Here is a 14,354-nt window from a genome sequence, read left to right as displayed (position 1 = left end):
GCTGGGCTGTCCGGGTTCCCGCTCCCCTAAATATGGCTTGCTTGCTCTTTCGCAGGCAGCGCAGCTTCGACGGCCATGAGACGCGCGCGAAAGAGGCCCGCTTTGCCTGAGGGCAACGCGGGCCTATTTCGTCGAGATTCTGATGCGGATCAGGTCAGGATCAGCACGATCGTATAGGTGTTCGGGTCGACGATGACGATGCGTCCGTCGGCCAGTACGAAGTACTCATAGTCCTCATAGGCCGGGACGATCTTGACGATGCGGGCCGGCAGTCGATGCAGGCGGATCTTGTGCCGGGGAACCTCGATGCCGACCGAGATGTCGAAGCTGACATCGCGGACCGGCTGGATATTGGTCTCGTGGATGATCTGCGTGATCTGCGTCTTCTGCTCGACCGTCACGTTGGTGATCGAGGCCGTCTTGTTCTGGTCGGTCTGAACGTTGGCATTGCCCTGAGCATTCTGCTCGGTGGTGGTGCCGGTCTTGGTCTGGGCATTCTGCTCAGTGGTCTTTGTCTTGGTCTTGCCCTGGGCCTGTTCGTTCGTCTTCGAGCCCTTCGGGCAGTTGGCCATGCCGGTCTGGCACTTGGCCGTACCCTGAGCCTGCTCCTCGGTCTTGGTGCCAGCCTGACCCTGGGCCTGCTCGTCGGTCTTCATCTTGGTCTTGCCCTGAGCCTGCTGCTCGGTGCTGGTGCCGGCCTGACCTTGAGCCTGCTCATCGGTCTTCATCTTGGCCTTGCCCTGAACCTGCTCTTCGGTGTTGGCGCCGTTCTGCCCCTGGGCTTTCTGCTCGGCCCGCGGCTTCATCTTGCCCTGAGCCTTGCCACCCTTCTGGCAGTCGGCCTGGCCGGCGACGCAGTTGTTGTCGCTGCTCGGCTGCGCGGATTCGGTCTGCGCCATCGCGGCACCGCAACCGACGCCGAGCGCGATCATGCTCGTGATCAGAAGACGTTTCATCTGATTTTCTCCTCGGAAAGTCGGTCCCTTCGCTTGGGTAACCCGGGCTGAAAAGCATTGTTCCGAAACGTTTCGCGAGGCTGCGGTGACATTTTGTGAGAGCGCCGGCGGCAATTTTGCAGGAACAAGGCTTGTTTGCAGGAACAAGGCCTGGCCATCGGCGTTGGGCCGAGTGCCTACCGGCTGTGGAAAATCGCAGGCGCAGCGTGGGAGGCGATGCAACCACGAATGCAAAGGAAAAGACCATGAAAATGCACCTCACAGTCGCCGCCGCGGGCCTCCTGCTGCTCGCCGGCGCAGGCGCCGCGGCCGCTCAGGACGTCATCATCCAGCCCGAGCAGCAGACGGTGATCCGCGAATATGTGCACAAGCAGCCGCTGGCCTCGGTGGAGGTTCCTGGTGTCGAGCTCAGTATCGGCAGCACGCTTCCCGATACGGTCGAACTGCACGAAGTGCCGAACGTCAAATACCGCTACGTCGTCGTCGACAACCAGACGATCGTCGTCGATCCCGACACCCGCAAGATCGTCGAGGTGATCCAGTAAGAAAGGTGCCAGGCAGCGCTGGGGATGGCCCCGCCCTCCGCGGGTGGCGGGCCATAACCCAGTATTATTTTGTTACCAAACGCTAACGGAACCTTCCGCCCGGGCGGGCGTTGCCGCCTCTGGGTTCGCGTTGCCTCATAAGCAACATAAGCCGTTGGCAGGATGCGGATTCGGGCGGCGGCGCAACAGGCAAGGGCTGGGGCGAGGAGGACTGACCAACATGTCGAAACGAGAAATCGGAACATCCCGGTCGCTCGGGATGCGTGTCGCCGATCTGAAAGCCAGGATGCGGGACGCCAGGATCACCGAACATGAGATGAAGACCTTCCAGAAGGTCGCTGCCATCATGGGGAGCGGCGAGGGCTCCCTACGCATCGATGCGGACGACCTGATCGCCGCATCCTTCCTCACCGAACCACTGGGCGAGTCGTCGCCGAACTGACAGCTGCCCTTCCCGCCATTCGATGTCGACCGGCTGCCGGCCTGGATTGGACGGCAGTGAACGGCGTTGCGCGCTGAAGCGCAATGGCCGCTCTGATCATGTGAGGTCGTTCACAGTTTTGGCGCTGGACGTTGTGCAATCGTTGTTGGCGAAGGTGTGACCGCCTCCTGGGGAGAATAGGATGACCCTATCCAGAGACCTGAGCGACAAAGATCTGACTTTTCAATGTCCGAGTTGCTCCCTGACCATCGTCAAAAAGGGATCCTGGGTCAGGACGGTCTCCAGGTTCAGATGCGAGAAATGCCTCGAGGAGGTGAGGCTTCCCTATGGCGAGAAGCTTGCGATCTTTCATCGCCATAAACACCTTGGCCGCTGAGGAACCTCGCGGCGCTAGAGCAATTCCAGGAAAAATGCGTAGCGGTTTTCCGCCCGGAATTGCGTCAAAACAAAGAGATAGATCGGTTCGCCGTTTCTGTGAAACGGTGGAACGCTCTAGTGTTTCGATGGATGACAGCCATGTGGCCGACGCTGGGGCTCAAGCGGCGATCGCCGCCGTAAGCAGGGGAAAAGCTTCAATCGGGGTTTTGTTGCAGATTTGCTAATATTAGGGTTGGCGGCAGCCGGCTTGCCAGGCCGGTCAGGCCCGGCGGTCGACCGCATCACCCCCAACAGACTGTCGGGCCGCTTTGCAGGGGCGCCGCTTGTTCCTCGTCAGGGCGACCGCGCAGCCGTTTTTTGCCGGGCTTGGCTCTCGAGCCTGGCCCTGCGCCTGATCTTGGCTTCGCGCAGCGCCGTCACCGGATCGATGCCGGTCCACATGATGCCGGCCTTCTCCGCGAATGAGAGGAAGGCCCGCCGCGCCTTTTCGAGTTTGATCTCCCCGGCCCGCGCCGCATCGCAAGCCCGAACCGCCGCGCAATAGCTGTCGCCGCGCATCGCCGCGGGCCATTCCTTGAGGAAATTCTGCATCGCGGCCAGCGAGGCGATCTCGCGCTTGAAGCCGGCGCCGACGGTGATGGCCACCGGGGCTCGAAGCGGCATATCGCTTCTGACGAGAATTTCACTCATGGGCGGGACTTTCGGCTTGTCAAATCATCCAATGCAAACAATGCGAAATCGGCGCGACGGTTCCCGTCCGCCCTGCACGGCGGTTCACCGTCGACCGCGGCGGGGTAACATCAATTGGCCGGCGCTGACGGAACAAGAGCTTTCCGCGGACGTTGGCCCTCGGAGCTCCTATGTTCGACCTGCCAGGTTTCCGCGATCGCGGAGGCGGGGCGGAGCTCGCCAACACAACAGGAGACCTATGATGAAAACCCCCCTCATTCCTGCTGTTGCCGGCCTTGCTCTGATCGCCGGCATAGGCTTTGCCGCTGCGGACGAGGTGATCATCACCCCCGAGCAGCAGACCGTTGTGAAAGAATACGTCCACAAGCACCCGATCGCCTCGGTCAATGTTCTGGGACTGGAGCTTGGCGTCGGCTCGACCGTGCCGGACACGGTCGAATTACAGGAGGTGCCGGACGTTCAGTACAGGTATACTATCGTCAACGATCATATGGTTCTGGTTGACCCGAGCACGCGCAGGGTCGTCCAGGTCATCCAGTAACCTTACATGCTTACGAGCCCCGATCCTCCCGCCATGCCGGCGGGGGGATGCCGGCTCCTAGAAAGGAGTCGCAGCCATGCATCACCCTCACGTCGAATCACCTGACATCGCCAAGAACGTCGACAAGCTTCTGGCTGAGCATTGCACCGGCCTGCTGTCGATGAAGGATGCGATCGCGGCTTTGCGCAAGCGCACCGGGACTGAGCGCTCTGATGCCGATTTGGCCGGATTGATTACAAAAAAGGCAGCGTATCTCGGCGTCGCCGTCGTCTCCGACGAGCACTGAAGAAAATCGCCGCCAAAGTTCAGGCGCGAATGCGTCGAGCGCAAGACGCCACCGGAAAATTCGGCTAATGTTTCCGTCGGGGAACGGCCCCTACCAAATGGAGGCGACAGTGACGGACGACAGGCAGGAACGCATTCGCCGACGGGCGCATGAGATCTGGGAACAGGCCGGCCGGCCGGAAGGCGCGCATATGGAGCACTGGGAGCAGGCGGCCGCCGAGATCGACGGCGCCGCGAAGCCGAAAGCCAAGGCCGCGCCGAAGAAGGCCGCCGCTGCCAAGGCCGCCAAGCCAAAGGCGGCGAAGGCTGAAAAGCCAGCCAAGGCCGCCAAACCGAAAGCCAAGGCCTGATTTCCAGCGGCTGCGCCGCCGGCCATCCCGACAACCGTCGAAAAGGACGCGGCAAGCCCGCGCCCGAAGTTTTAGGCACGCGTGAAAGCGCTCTCGCGTTTCCAGCGATAGAGTTAGTCATCTCTAAAATTAGCTACGCTTAATAAATGAGCTTCGCGCGATCGCGATTTGCAGAATAGATCGAGAAATCCACTGTGACCCAGCTGCAACAGCTGCGTTCTCAGTCGAAATGCTCCCAGTAAAAGTCAGGTATTGGCTCAAAGCCCCCGTTGACGCCGCGCGCGCCCTGATGGTGCTTTTCGGGCAAGGGCTTTTCTCAATCCAACTTCGGGGGTCAGGGTATGCGGGGCATCAACCGTCTTATTTCGTTTGCGTTTCTGGCCGCTGCCAGCGGCTTTTCGGCTTCCGCGCAGGCGGCGCCGGTGGAGTACGTCAAGGTGTGCTCGCTTTATGGCGCGCAATACTATTACAGCCCCGGCACCGACACTTGCATCAACGCCAATACCGGCGAAACGAAGCGGAGGGTTGATGACGGCGAGGGCGGGTTCACCACCGTCACCGGCAAGACCGCGCTGGCGAGTAAGGTCGACGACATTGACGGCCGGGTTCAGCGCGCCTTCGAAGGCGCCTCGGTCGCCTCGGCGCTGATCAGCCCGGATCTGATGCAGGGCGAGCATTTCGGCGTTCGCGTCAACTGGGGCAATGCCGGCCAGTCCAACGCCATGGGCGTCACCGGCGCGGCCGTGCTGGGCGAGGGCTTCTTCCCCGGCGGCAAGGGCCGGCTGGCGGGTGCCGCGGGCGTCGCCTTCTCCGGCAAGACCGTTGGCGGCAATGCCGGCCTGCAACTCACCTGGTAAGAGCCGGGGGGCATCATGTTCAGATATCTTCTTGCGCCGGCCATCCTCGGCGCGGCAACGCTGCTGGCGGCGCCATCCGAGGCCGCGGTCGAGTATGTCAGGGTCTGCTCCGCCTATGGCCCCAACTACTACTACAGCCCGGGCACCGACACCTGCATCAACGCCGACACCGGCGTGACCAACCGGAAGGTCGATGACGGCGAGGGTGGGTTCACCACCGTCACCGGCAAGACGGCGCTGGCAAGCCAGGTCGACGACATCGACAACCGCGTCACCCGCGCCTTCGAGAACGCCTCGATCTCGGCCGCCCTTGCCGCGCCCGATCTCGTCCAGGGCGAGCATTTCGGCCTGCGCGTCAACTGGGGCAATGCCGGCGACGCCGACGCCTTCGGCATCGCCGGCGCCGCGGTGCTGAGCGAAGGCTTCGCCCATGGCGGCCGGCTGACCGGCACGCTCGGCATCGCCTTCTCCGGCAACATCGTCGGCGGCAATGCGGGGCTGCAGTTTAGCTGGTAGGCGAGGCTCCCCTTTCTCCCTTCTCACCGCACAAGGGAAGAAGGAGGCCGAACCGTTAGCGCGCTCCTTGCTTCCTGGCGTATTGCGCAACCGCGCAGAGGAAGGCCAGCGCCGCGGTATCGCAGGCCGCCCGCGACGGCGACGGGCCCTTGGCGAAAAGGACCGCGTCCGCCACCGGGATCGTCAGGCCATGCTTTCTGGCAAATGAGGTGACTTCGTAAGGCTGATCGTCAGGCTGTATGCCGATGTCGATTTGCAGGTCCATCAAACGAGTTCCTCCCTGTGCGACTATGCCTCTCCTTCGCCCGAAGGGAATTAAACTACCGGCTCGTTGTCTGCGTCCACCAATTGGCAATTGTGTGAAACGATGCATTTTTCGAGGGGTATAACCTGGGGTTGCCGAGGCATGATTGTTCTCGCGTTGCGGGAGATGTTCGGCAGGACAGAGGGGGCGCTGTCCCGCCCGCGTTCGGTCTTGCTTTCCCTATGGCGCAGAAGAGATAGCCGCCTCACCAGGCATCGCTCGACCTCGCAAATTGCACGCCCGCGGCAATCATCGCGCACTCGCAGTCGCTGATCAGCTTCAGATTCCTCAAATACCGCGCCACCGTTTCCGGCAGCCAGGCGGCACAGGACTCGACATAGGCGCGGCCGTGCACCAGCGTGCCGGTCGACAGACGCTCCTCCTTTTCGGCGATCACCTTGAGATATTGGCGGATGAAGCGGATGTCGTCGGCGATGTCCTGGCTGGCCATGCGCCAGGCATTGGCCAGACGCTCGCGCTCTTTGAGCGGCAATGGTGACAGCAGTGGACGGGAGAGGTCGGCGAAGGCGGCGTGGTTCGCGGTGTTCAAGCAAGTTCCCCTCAAACAAGGGAGATATCGTACTTTATGTACGAAATATGGTCAAGCAGGATTCGTACAATTTGAACGATGCTGCGATCTTCCGAAAAGCCTAAGCGAGCCGCATTGGAAAGCCTTCGAGCTGCGCGCCGATGCCGTTGAGCGCCCGCCCCAGGATAAGATCGACCATGTCATGCCTGTCCGGATGGAGCAGGCTCAGTCCCTTCCGAAGCGCCTCGCGCCAGGCATCTCCGCGCTCCCATGCTTCCGCGAAAGCGAATGCAAGGTCGTCCTGCCGGCGTGTCGTGTCCAGCGCCTCCACCAGCAGGCTGGCCTGGGCGAGATCCTTCTCTCGCTTGGCGGCGGCGCTTCGTTCCCGGCGCGCCGCTATGATCAGCTTGTGGACGGCAAAGCGCTCGGGCGAGGGGACAAGCACCGGCACGCCTGAGCGGTGGAGCAGCACCGTCCTGACCGGATCGCGGATGAGAAAATCGAGGAAGCGCAAGGGCTGCGCGGAAGCACCGCCCAGCGAAGGCATCAGACTGGCGTGGTCGGCATGGTCGTCGCTGCCCCGGTTCGGGGTGAGGAATTCGATCCGGTAGCGGGAAGCGTTCTCATACTGCGTCGTGCGCCCGGCATCGCTGCGGTGCGGGATCTCGCGGAATGTCGAATCGACCGCCTTCAGCACATCGATGACCGGCGGCAGGCTGTCGTCGACCTCGGTCGAGACGGAATGGAATTTTGCGAAGTCGGCATCGCCCGTCTGCAGCGCGGCGCCGGGCAGCCGCACCCCCAGATGCCCGGCATAGGTCTGAAAGGCGACCGTGCCGATGAGCACAGCGCGCAGGCGGAAGAGTCCGGCCTTTTCCAGCGCCTCGACCACGTTGCCGGTGAAAGGGTCAGGCGCCGTCAGGCCGGCGTCACGAACAAGGGTGGAGACCAGCTTGCGGCGGCTTCTGAGATCGTTCTTGATCTCCTTGAAGGTCGCCACCCGCTTGGCGATCTCGGGGTCTTCCGCCGGGCCGACATAACGCCTGGACTTCTGCGGCCGCGTCTCCTCGAAATACCAGTAGTCGCGGCCCTTCACCGGCACGCGCACAAAATTGCCCGCCGTCGAGAAGTCGGTCTCGAAGGAAGCATCCAGGCTGCGCTGCACCAGCTCGGCATAGAGCGTGCGATAGGCGAGATCGATGGTCTTCATGGCCGTTCCTGGGGCGTACGCTTCATTATAAGGGTTCTGCAGTTTTCTTATAACTGCACGCCATTAGGCCGAGTCGCAAGGGAATTATAAGAAAATTGTGAAAATCTTATAACGCGGTTATCCCGCTTGCGCAGAAGGGGCTCTGGCCCAATTTACTTGCCGCTCCCCGCCATGCCGTCAGCTTGCTGTCAGCTTTGTTCCCCTACACAGCGCCCGCGACCGACTGTGATTCCCTAGCAATCCGCCGTCTGAGGTCGCCAGATGGCGGCTAGGAGCACCCTATGCGTTTTTTGAGAATTGGACTGGCCTTGACCATGCTGGCCGTTGCGGCGCCGGCATTCGCCGACTCCACGGTCAACGTCAAATTGTGGGACAAGAACGGCGAGATGAATCCTGATGCCAAAATGGGCATAGGCATGCCGGCGAACATAAGCATGGCCATGATGAAAATCCAGCTCGACAAGAAGGTCGTGCCGGCAGGCAAGGTGACCTTCGATGTCACCAACGCCTCGAAGGGCACCGTCCACGAGATGATCGTCGTGCCGGTGGCCGACCCCAAGAAGACAACGCTGCCATATGTTTCGAACGAGAACCGTGTCGACGAGGACGCGGCCGGCCATCTCGGCGAGGTTTCAGAGCTCGATCCGGGCAAGAGTGGCTCGCTGACGCTCGATCTCAAGCCGGGTTTCTACGCGGTCTTCTGCAACATCCCCGATCATTTCATGAACGGCATGTGGGCGACCATCAAGGTCCAGTAAGGCCTCGTACACCTACCGGACATCTCCCCACTTGGGGGAGATTGGCAGCTTCGGCGCAAGCGCCCTTTCTGCAACGTTGGCGATTGGCGAAAGCAGCGGTGACAGCCAATTTCCCCCTTGAGGGGGGAGATGTCCGGTCCACCCTCCGCAGCTGCTGCGGAGGACGGGCGGGACAGAGGGTGCGCGAAGGAAACGCGGCGTTTCGCCGGGACTTTGCCGGGCGCTTCACGAGCACAGCGCCTAGTTCTTCGCGAGCTCGTAGAGCAGGGCGGTTTTGATATGTCGCCCGGGCTCGCCATCGAGTGACAGAGCGGCGGTGTAGAGTTTCGCGAAGGCCGGGCAGAGACCCTCGAAATTCTGGTTGGCGCTTGCGATTGCATCCATCTCGGCCGGCGTGCCAGCATTCCTGGTGAAGGCGTCGGCCACCAGCGACCAGTCCTCATCCACGGGCCAGCAGCAGCAACAGCGGCAGGCGCCATTTTCGCACCAGCCGTATCAACTGGCTTTCGCCCGCGCCCTCCAGGTCCGTCATTTCGCTGGCTCTCCCCCGAAAACCATCGACCTTGGCCGACTATCTGCATGCAAGCAGAAATTGCCGTGTCGAGAAGTAACGTTCGGCTTTTCGAAACGCTCACATGTCGATCATCGACCGCTTCACCCGCCCGATGATCGTGATCGCGCCCTCCAGCTCCGGCGGCGGGATATCGAGATAGGACGCTGGCTGGAACGGCGGATTATCGTTCGGCCGCCAGCGCTTGTAAGTGGCCCGTCCCGTCTCGTCGGCGATCACGTAGCAGCCATTGGTCACCAGCCGCTTGTCGCGCAGATTGACGAAGATGATCGAATCCGGCGGCGAGATCTTGTTCATCGATGGCCCGTCGACGCGCAGCGCGATCCACTCGCCTTCCTCGAGGTCGGCGGTGGGAATGGTCGGATAATCGGAAAGGTTGACCACGCTGTCCTGACTGCCGAGCTCGCCGGCGCTGATCCAGGACACGATCGGCACGTCGACGGTGACGGGCGAGGGGGCAAAGCCGACGGGTGCGGCTTCGGCGCCGTCCGCATTGAACAAGAGCCAGCCGGGATCGACGCCGAACAGCCGGCCGTATTTCTCCGCCGCCTTGCGCGACAGCGGCCGGTTGCCGTTCTCGTGGCTGATCAGGGTGTTCTTGTTGATGTCGCGAAGCGCCCGCGCCGCATCGCTGGGCGTGGCATAGCCGGCCTGGGCGCGCGCCTGCTGCAATCTGTGCCGGGAATCCATCATCGTACAAAATGCCTGAAAATTATCGTCCATTGTGTACGATTTCGCTTGCGCGTCATTCGTACATAACGTACGCTTAGCGCATGAATGAGCATCCCGCAAGCATTTCCGCATTACCAACGAGCATCCCGGCGCTGCCCACGAGCATTTCGGGGCCGCCCACGAGTGTCTCGGGGCTTATCGACCGCTGGCAGAGCATCGGCGCTTTCGCCGTCGATGTCGGCTGCGGCTACGAGGCCGCTCGCCAGATGCGCCGCCGCGGGCGCATCGCGCCGCAGCACTGGCCGCATGTGGTGGCGGCGAGCCGCAGGCTGGGCATTGCCGGCGTCAGCTACGAATGGCTGGCCGGCTGCGCCGCGGCTGCGATGCAAGGGGAGGCGGCATGAACGCGCGTCCCTCGACTCATGAATTCCATTCGTCCGGGCTGTCCTCCTCCCCGGTCCGGACGCATCCCGGGGCGTTTGCCTCGGATCCGGTCGAGCCGCCCGCACCCCGGTTCACCGGAACGGCCGGAGCCGCTCCTCCCCCGGCTCCGGCCGCCAATTCCGGCGGCACAAGCTGCATCCGCACCGAGGACGGCACCGTCATCCTGTTTGATCGCGCGACGGGCCGGGCGGTGTCGGGCCTGACGCGGGCCGCCGCCGAGGCGGCACTTCTTCGACTGCTTGGTGCGGCGCCAGAGCAATTCCAGGAAAAGTGCGAAGCGGTTTTCCGTCCGGAATTGCGTCGGAACAACGAGGCGCAATTCCAGGAAAAGTGCGAAGCGGTTTTCCGTCCGGAATTGCGTCAAAACAACGAGATGGAGCGCTTAGCCGTTTCCACAAAACGGCGAAGCGCACCAGGCGTCGCCTGACCTCCAACCCTTTCGCTGACCTGACATCGGCCTCGCGGCCGAACCCTGGCGCTTGGCCCGAGCCGAGCCCTTCGCAAGCCCAAGCCCTAGCAATCAACGGAATGAGAAAGATGGCAGCCGCCTACACCGAAAAGGAAATCGACGAGATCGCCGCCTGGCTGAGGGAGGGGCTTTCGGCCTCGCGCATCGCCGGCCGCTTCAGCGCCCTACGCGGCAGCCCGGTCTCGCGCAACGCCATCATCGGCATCGTCCACCGCAACGCCGGCCTCAGCGCCATCGGCTTCGCCAACCCGAAAGGCGGCCGCGCCGGCGGCCGGCCAAGGAAGCACGCGGCGCGGCCGGATCGTCCAGGCCGGCGGGGCAGGGTGGCGGCTGGAGGCGTGACGCTTTCCGAGCCGGCAGCGCTTTCGAGGCATGTCGAGTTGGTGGAGGAAGCCGGCGCCGCAACTGCCAATCTCCCCCCTTGTGGGGGAGATGGCCGGTCCACCCTCCGTAGCTGCAGCGCAGCTGCTGCGAAGGACGGGCAGGGCAGAGGGGGGCGCTGTCCGGCCGACATGCCCATCTGTGGGGTCGCCACGCAAACGGACGTCGTCAAAGCCCGCACTCCGCCCAAGCCCAAAAAACCCAAAGCACGCAAACCCGCGCGCACCTTGCCGCCCGCCTGGCTCGCCCCCGGCGAGCGCCAAAAATCCGAAGCCCAGCTTTACAAGCTTCCCGCACCACCACCCCCGGTGCCGCCCGGCCGCCAGCCGCATGTCGCGGCCATGCGCTTCCTCGAATGCCTGTTCGGCCGCTGCCGCGCGCCGATCGACCTCGCGCTGCGCGAGGATCCGGAACACGATCCGCCCGGCGCCCGCCCCGGCCCCGACATGCTCTGTTGCGGCCTGCGCACGACTGGAACGCGTTCCTACTGCGCGCATCATCATGCGCGGTTCCACGGCCATCGCGGGAGGGGGATGTGAGTGTGCCGACGCTAATCTCCCCCCTTGAGGGGGAGAGGTCGCCGAAGGCGACAGAGGGGGTCGCTGCGCGTAGAGCGTCAGCCTCTTCTTGCGGCGTCTGCAATGTGCTGGAGCTCTACGTGAGACGCCCCCTCTGTCCTGCCCGTCCTCCGCAGCTGCTGCGCTGCAGCTGCGGAGGGTGGACCGGACATCTCCCCCACAAGGGGGGAGATCAGATGTCGCCGTGGCCTTCGCCAATCACCAACGTTGAAAGCAAGAGCCGGCGCTGGAACCGCCAATCTCCCCCCAAGTGGGGGAGATGCTCGGCAGGGCAGAGAGGGGCGCGAAGGAACTCAGCCTTCCCATTAGCCACGCACCACAACCCAAGGACCCCCATGCCCCGCAAACCTTCCAAAAAACCCCAGCCCCCAAAGCTCCCCAAAGGCGAGGCCGAACAGGTGCGCATCCGCCGCGAGATCGGCCATGATTTCGCGCTGAAGCCCGACACCTTCGGTCGCCAGCGCCTCACCCCCGGCACGGCGGAGGCGCGCCGCGTCTACGAGGTGTCGAATGGCGGCTACACCTCTGCCGGCGGCATCGTGCGCCTGCGCAACGTCGATCCGCTGGTCGGCATCACCTCGCTCACCCGCCAGCAGCGCGAGGCAGGAGGGCGCTTCCGTGACGATTTCGAGCGCGCCGCCCGCGAAGGCCTGCAGCCGCAATCCTGGAGCGAGCGCGTCGACAGCGGCCGGGTGGGCGGCGGCATCCCCGACCGCGTGCTTTCAGCCGGCCGCGCGCATGCCCACGCCGCCGCCGCGCTTGCCCATTGGGAGGTAGCCGAGGTGGTGCGCAAAATCTGCCTCGAAGGCCAGTCGGTGAAGGCGCTCGCCGAGCGCACCGGCGACGGGCGGGATGTGGTGGTGAAGCTGCTGAAGGTCGGGCTGGACCTGCTGGCGGTGCATTACGGGATGATGATGGGGAGGCGGGCTGGGTGAGTGGCACAAGAAACGGTTTGGTTTAGAATATATCGCACCCACCATCTCGTTTGATGGCGTCCATGATCGCCAAGGAGACACCGGATTGAAGATGAAGCAGCCGGTCGGTAACGGCCAACTCGCTCCACTGTGACCGTTCAATGACGAAGCTCTGGGAACTGGAAAAGACCGTCGAGGTGGAGTTCACCGTCGAAACAGCAATTTATCGCTTTCGCCTCGAAGCGCAGAAGCCGGCCCACGAGCAAGGCAAATACCGGATCAGGCTATTCGAATATGACGTATTCCGCATCAAGCCGCCCTTTGGCGACTATCCCGAGGACGGCGCCGATCACGAAATCCAGTTCGCCGCCAACCTGTCCATCGACCAGAAGGAATATGAGGCCGCGTCTGCCGACGAAGCATTGCAAATGGCTATTGGCGACCTGCGCAAGCAGCTTTTCGTTTAGAATAGCAGCAGTCGAATATTGCCGGCTCTGGCGCCTCTGACTGGATCATGCTGTGATCAATAGGAAAGCAACAGGTGCCGACGCCGTCGAAGTTGGAATGAAACCAGACATTTTCATCGGCTGCTACGTCAAGGTGTTGTCCTTGTCGAAAGGCAATTACGGGCATCCCGTTGAGGATGTGCGCCAGACGGCTATTGGCACGGTATGCCGGATCGTTGAGCCTTTCGATGGATCCTCGGATGACGGGCTTCAAACAAGGCAAGGCGAATTCCTGGTCGCTTACAAGGCGATCTCGAAGGATGGCGTTGACAGCATTGGCTTTTATCTCCGGCCTAATAATCTCGAAGTGGTTCCTGCCACCGAGGAGCTTTTGCTGCTCTATAGCGACGACCTTTGGCAGTTGATCAGGCCATATGGCGAGCCACAGGACACGTCGACCTTCGCCAGACTCGCGACGGCGTTGGGATATTCACGACCATGACCTACCTTTTCGAGACCGATTGCCATCCGTACGAGGGCCTGCATGAAATACCCCGATGGAACCCTTGCCCGGCTTGGCGACAAGATCCTCGTCTGGGAAGGCAATTAAGGCGTCGTGGTCTGCTCCATGGATACCGACGAATATTCCGAGGAGTACCCCAAGGAAGGTGCTGTCCGAAAAGGCAGGGCTGATCCACTATGTAACGCCTGAGACCGGCATGCGACTGATCGAGAGGAGGAGATGAAGGCAAGGTCCATGACCAGACTGATTGCTCGGCTCCTGATGGGCTTGGTCGTGGTGGCGGCAATTGGCGTGGGGTTGCTGTTGCTGCGAAACAGCCAGATGGATCGAGGTGTACAAGCGCTGAAGCGGGAGGATGGCGCCGCTGCATTGGCGAGTCTGAAACCGCTGGCGCAGCTTGGGGATGGAACTGCCCAGATGCTCGTCGGGTCAATCTATGCCTACGGATGGGGCGGGGTCCACAAGAGTGATGCGGATGCGATTTACTGGTTCCATCGGCTTGGCCCGCGGGGTCCGTTGGTTGCCGAGGAAGGCGCCGATCCAGCAGCGCCATACCAGCTTATGGTTGCAAAAGCCTACGCCGCCGGGGCAGACGGGGTGAGAGCCGACGCCGGCGAAAGTGTGAAGTGGCTGAAGTTGGCGGCTGAAGCTGGAAGCAAGGAGGCCGCCTTAGCGCTCTCCCTATCTCGCCAATGATCTACGACGCCTCTTTGCCCCGCGACGAACATCAGATGAAATGCTGGCCGCCGGAAAAGACCAAACTCTGAAAGACGCAATGCCTTGAGTTCCACATCCACAAGCCCGGCGCCGCCCCTCATCCGCCTGCCGGCACCTTCTCCCCGTGAACGGGGAGAAGAGGGCTGGTCGCGACGCCGGCGCTCATTCTCGACGCTGAAGATTGGCGAAAGCGGTGATGACAGCCCCTTTCTCCCCGTCACTATACGGGGCGAAATGCCCGGCAGGGCAATGAGGGGCGGCGCCGACCGACAGCCTCT

At 62.6% G+C, this 14,354-nt stretch carries 22 protein-coding genes; 15 read left to right on the top strand and 7 right to left on the bottom strand.

Annotated elements, in window-relative coordinates; all coding sequences use genetic code 11:
- Nucleotides 1-149: 149 nt before the first annotated feature.
- Nucleotides 150-956, bottom strand: coding sequence for a DUF1236 domain-containing protein (locus EJ070_RS30280; protein WP_126094641.1), 807 nt, complete (start codon nt 954-956; stop codon nt 150-152).
- 245 nt (nt 957-1,201) lie between these two features.
- Here EJ070_RS30280 and EJ070_RS30275 point away from each other — a divergent pair, with 245 nt between their 5' ends.
- Both EJ070_RS30275 and EJ070_RS30270 read left to right on the top strand, forming a co-directional pair.
- Nucleotides 1,202-1,501, top strand: a complete 300-nt coding sequence (locus EJ070_RS30275; protein ID WP_126094640.1) for a DUF1236 domain-containing protein — start codon at nt 1,202-1,204, stop codon at nt 1,499-1,501.
- A gap of 220 nt (nt 1,502-1,721) precedes the next feature.
- Complete coding sequence (locus EJ070_RS30270) at nt 1,722-1,943, top strand: hypothetical protein (RefSeq protein ID WP_126094639.1); 222 nt, start codon at nt 1,722-1,724, stop codon at nt 1,941-1,943.
- Between the two features lie 711 nt (nt 1,944-2,654).
- On the opposite strand, the gene EJ070_RS30260 is transcribed toward EJ070_RS30270, so the two are convergent.
- Nucleotides 2,655-3,011, bottom strand: a complete 357-nt coding sequence (locus EJ070_RS30260; RefSeq protein ID WP_126094637.1) for a DUF982 domain-containing protein — start codon at nt 3,009-3,011, stop codon at nt 2,655-2,657.
- A 241-nt stretch (nt 3,012-3,252) separates the two neighbouring features.
- Between EJ070_RS30260 and EJ070_RS30255 the strand changes: the two genes are divergently transcribed.
- From EJ070_RS30255 to EJ070_RS30235, 5 genes are all read left to right on the top strand, one after another.
- Nucleotides 3,253-3,552 (top strand): DUF1236 domain-containing protein, encoded by a 300-nt coding sequence (locus EJ070_RS30255; protein WP_126094636.1) that lies wholly within the window; start codon nt 3,253-3,255, stop codon nt 3,550-3,552.
- A 76-nt stretch (nt 3,553-3,628) separates the two neighbouring features.
- A complete protein-coding gene (locus tag EJ070_RS30250) occupies nt 3,629-3,838 on the top strand; it encodes a hypothetical protein (protein ID WP_126094635.1) in 210 nt (69 codons plus the stop codon).
- A gap of 109 nt (nt 3,839-3,947) precedes the next feature.
- Complete coding sequence (locus EJ070_RS30245; protein WP_126094634.1) at nt 3,948-4,187, top strand: DUF2934 domain-containing protein; 240 nt, start codon at nt 3,948-3,950, stop codon at nt 4,185-4,187.
- 341 nt (nt 4,188-4,528) lie between these two features.
- A complete protein-coding gene (locus EJ070_RS30240) occupies nt 4,529-5,044 on the top strand; it encodes a porin (protein WP_126094633.1) in 516 nt (171 codons plus the stop codon).
- 15 nt (nt 5,045-5,059) lie between these two features.
- Nucleotides 5,060-5,560: a porin gene (locus tag EJ070_RS30235; RefSeq protein WP_126094632.1), complete on the top strand. Its 501-nt coding sequence runs from the start codon at nt 5,060-5,062 to the stop codon at nt 5,558-5,560.
- A gap of 55 nt (nt 5,561-5,615) precedes the next feature.
- Here EJ070_RS30235 and EJ070_RS30230 read toward each other — a convergent pair whose 3' ends face one another.
- The 3 genes from EJ070_RS30230 to EJ070_RS30220 form a co-directional block, all read right to left on the bottom strand.
- Nucleotides 5,616-5,825 carry a hypothetical protein gene (locus EJ070_RS30230; RefSeq protein WP_126094631.1) on the bottom strand — a complete coding sequence of 70 codons (210 nt, stop codon included), beginning with the start codon at nt 5,823-5,825 and terminating at the stop codon, nt 5,616-5,618.
- Between the two features lie 244 nt (nt 5,826-6,069).
- A complete protein-coding gene (locus EJ070_RS30225; RefSeq protein WP_126094630.1) occupies nt 6,070-6,414 on the bottom strand; it encodes a hypothetical protein in 345 nt (114 codons plus the stop codon).
- A 100-nt stretch (nt 6,415-6,514) separates the two neighbouring features.
- The gene (locus tag EJ070_RS30220; RefSeq protein ID WP_126094629.1) at nt 6,515-7,603 is read right to left on the bottom strand and encodes a GSU2403 family nucleotidyltransferase fold protein; all 1,089 of its coding nucleotides are present in this window, start codon (nt 7,601-7,603) and stop codon (nt 6,515-6,517) included.
- 281 nt (nt 7,604-7,884) lie between these two features.
- Here EJ070_RS30220 and EJ070_RS30215 point away from each other — a divergent pair, with 281 nt between their 5' ends.
- Nucleotides 7,885-8,361, top strand: coding sequence for a plastocyanin/azurin family copper-binding protein (locus EJ070_RS30215; RefSeq protein ID WP_245464714.1), 477 nt, complete (start codon nt 7,885-7,887; stop codon nt 8,359-8,361).
- A 240-nt stretch (nt 8,362-8,601) separates the two neighbouring features.
- Here the strand turns inward: EJ070_RS30215 and EJ070_RS30210 are convergent, their stop codons facing one another.
- Nucleotides 8,602-8,808: a hypothetical protein gene (locus tag EJ070_RS30210; protein ID WP_245464713.1), complete on the bottom strand. Its 207-nt coding sequence runs from the start codon at nt 8,806-8,808 to the stop codon at nt 8,602-8,604.
- Nucleotides 8,809-8,992: 184 nt separating this feature from the next.
- A complete protein-coding gene (locus EJ070_RS30205) occupies nt 8,993-9,625 on the bottom strand; it encodes a S24 family peptidase (RefSeq protein WP_126094628.1) in 633 nt (210 codons plus the stop codon).
- Between the two features lie 80 nt (nt 9,626-9,705).
- On the opposite strand from EJ070_RS30205, the gene EJ070_RS30200 reads away from it, so the two are divergent.
- From EJ070_RS30200 to EJ070_RS30170, 7 genes are all read left to right on the top strand, one after another.
- Nucleotides 9,706-10,008: a hypothetical protein gene (locus tag EJ070_RS30200; protein ID WP_245464712.1), complete on the top strand. Its 303-nt coding sequence runs from the start codon at nt 9,706-9,708 to the stop codon at nt 10,006-10,008.
- Nucleotides 10,005-10,475 (top strand): hypothetical protein, encoded by a 471-nt coding sequence (locus EJ070_RS36480; RefSeq protein WP_189350138.1) that lies wholly within the window; start codon nt 10,005-10,007, stop codon nt 10,473-10,475. The genes EJ070_RS30200 and EJ070_RS36480 overlap by 4 nt, the downstream gene beginning before the upstream one ends.
- 110 nt (nt 10,476-10,585) lie before the next feature.
- A complete protein-coding gene (locus EJ070_RS30190) occupies nt 10,586-11,437 on the top strand; it encodes a GcrA cell cycle regulator (RefSeq protein ID WP_126095963.1) in 852 nt (283 codons plus the stop codon).
- A 374-nt stretch (nt 11,438-11,811) separates the two neighbouring features.
- The gene (locus EJ070_RS30185) at nt 11,812-12,411 is read left to right on the top strand and encodes a DUF6456 domain-containing protein (protein ID WP_126094627.1); all 600 of its coding nucleotides are present in this window, start codon (nt 11,812-11,814) and stop codon (nt 12,409-12,411) included.
- Nucleotides 12,412-12,551: 140 nt separating this feature from the next.
- The gene (locus tag EJ070_RS30180; protein ID WP_126094626.1) at nt 12,552-12,857 is read left to right on the top strand and encodes a hypothetical protein; all 306 of its coding nucleotides are present in this window, start codon (nt 12,552-12,554) and stop codon (nt 12,855-12,857) included.
- Nucleotides 12,858-12,909: 52 nt separating this feature from the next.
- A complete protein-coding gene (locus EJ070_RS30175) occupies nt 12,910-13,338 on the top strand; it encodes a hypothetical protein (RefSeq protein WP_127221239.1) in 429 nt (142 codons plus the stop codon).
- 255 nt (nt 13,339-13,593) lie between these two features.
- Complete coding sequence (locus EJ070_RS30170; protein ID WP_126094624.1) at nt 13,594-14,055, top strand: SEL1-like repeat protein; 462 nt, start codon at nt 13,594-13,596, stop codon at nt 14,053-14,055.
- Nucleotides 14,056-14,354: the final 299 nt, after the last annotated feature.

The sequence above is a fragment of the Mesorhizobium sp. M1E.F.Ca.ET.045.02.1.1 genome (genome assembly GCF_003952485.1).
In the GTDB taxonomy this organism is placed as follows: domain Bacteria; phylum Pseudomonadota; class Alphaproteobacteria; order Rhizobiales; family Rhizobiaceae; genus Mesorhizobium.
The sequence above is the reverse complement of the archived record's forward strand: the minus strand, read 5'-3'. Positions and strand labels throughout refer to the sequence as shown.

Coding starts and splice junctions, on each gene's coding strand:
- EJ070_RS30255 (WP_126094636.1), top strand. CDS start 3,253: ATGAAAACCCCCCTCATTCCTGCTGTTGCCGGCCTTGCTCTGATCGCC.
- EJ070_RS30185 (WP_126094627.1), top strand. CDS start 11,812: ATGCCCCGCAAACCTTCCAAAAAACCCCAGCCCCCAAAGCTCCCCAAA.
- EJ070_RS30275 (WP_126094640.1), top strand. CDS start 1,202: ATGAAAATGCACCTCACAGTCGCCGCCGCGGGCCTCCTGCTGCTCGCC.
- EJ070_RS30260 (WP_126094637.1), bottom strand. CDS start 3,011: ATGAGTGAAATTCTCGTCAGAAGCGATATGCCGCTTCGAGCCCCGGTG.
- EJ070_RS30230 (WP_126094631.1), bottom strand. CDS start 5,825: ATGGACCTGCAAATCGACATCGGCATACAGCCTGACGATCAGCCTTAC.
- EJ070_RS30200 (WP_245464712.1), top strand. CDS start 9,706: ATGAATGAGCATCCCGCAAGCATTTCCGCATTACCAACGAGCATCCCG.
- EJ070_RS30270 (WP_126094639.1), top strand. CDS start 1,722: ATGTCGAAACGAGAAATCGGAACATCCCGGTCGCTCGGGATGCGTGTC.
- EJ070_RS30170 (WP_126094624.1), top strand. CDS start 13,594: ATGACCAGACTGATTGCTCGGCTCCTGATGGGCTTGGTCGTGGTGGCG.
- EJ070_RS30220 (WP_126094629.1), bottom strand. CDS start 7,603: ATGAAGACCATCGATCTCGCCTATCGCACGCTCTATGCCGAGCTGGTG.
- EJ070_RS30280 (WP_126094641.1), bottom strand. CDS start 956: ATGAAACGTCTTCTGATCACGAGCATGATCGCGCTCGGCGTCGGTTGC.
- EJ070_RS30180 (WP_126094626.1), top strand. CDS start 12,552: ATGACGAAGCTCTGGGAACTGGAAAAGACCGTCGAGGTGGAGTTCACC.
- EJ070_RS30235 (WP_126094632.1), top strand. CDS start 5,060: ATGTTCAGATATCTTCTTGCGCCGGCCATCCTCGGCGCGGCAACGCTG.
- EJ070_RS30240 (WP_126094633.1), top strand. CDS start 4,529: ATGCGGGGCATCAACCGTCTTATTTCGTTTGCGTTTCTGGCCGCTGCC.
- EJ070_RS30250 (WP_126094635.1), top strand. CDS start 3,629: ATGCATCACCCTCACGTCGAATCACCTGACATCGCCAAGAACGTCGAC.
- EJ070_RS30205 (WP_126094628.1), bottom strand. CDS start 9,625: ATGATGGATTCCCGGCACAGATTGCAGCAGGCGCGCGCCCAGGCCGGC.
- EJ070_RS30190 (WP_126095963.1), top strand. CDS start 10,586: ATGGCAGCCGCCTACACCGAAAAGGAAATCGACGAGATCGCCGCCTGG.
- EJ070_RS36480 (WP_189350138.1), top strand. CDS start 10,005: ATGAACGCGCGTCCCTCGACTCATGAATTCCATTCGTCCGGGCTGTCC.
- EJ070_RS30215 (WP_245464714.1), top strand. CDS start 7,885: ATGCGTTTTTTGAGAATTGGACTGGCCTTGACCATGCTGGCCGTTGCG.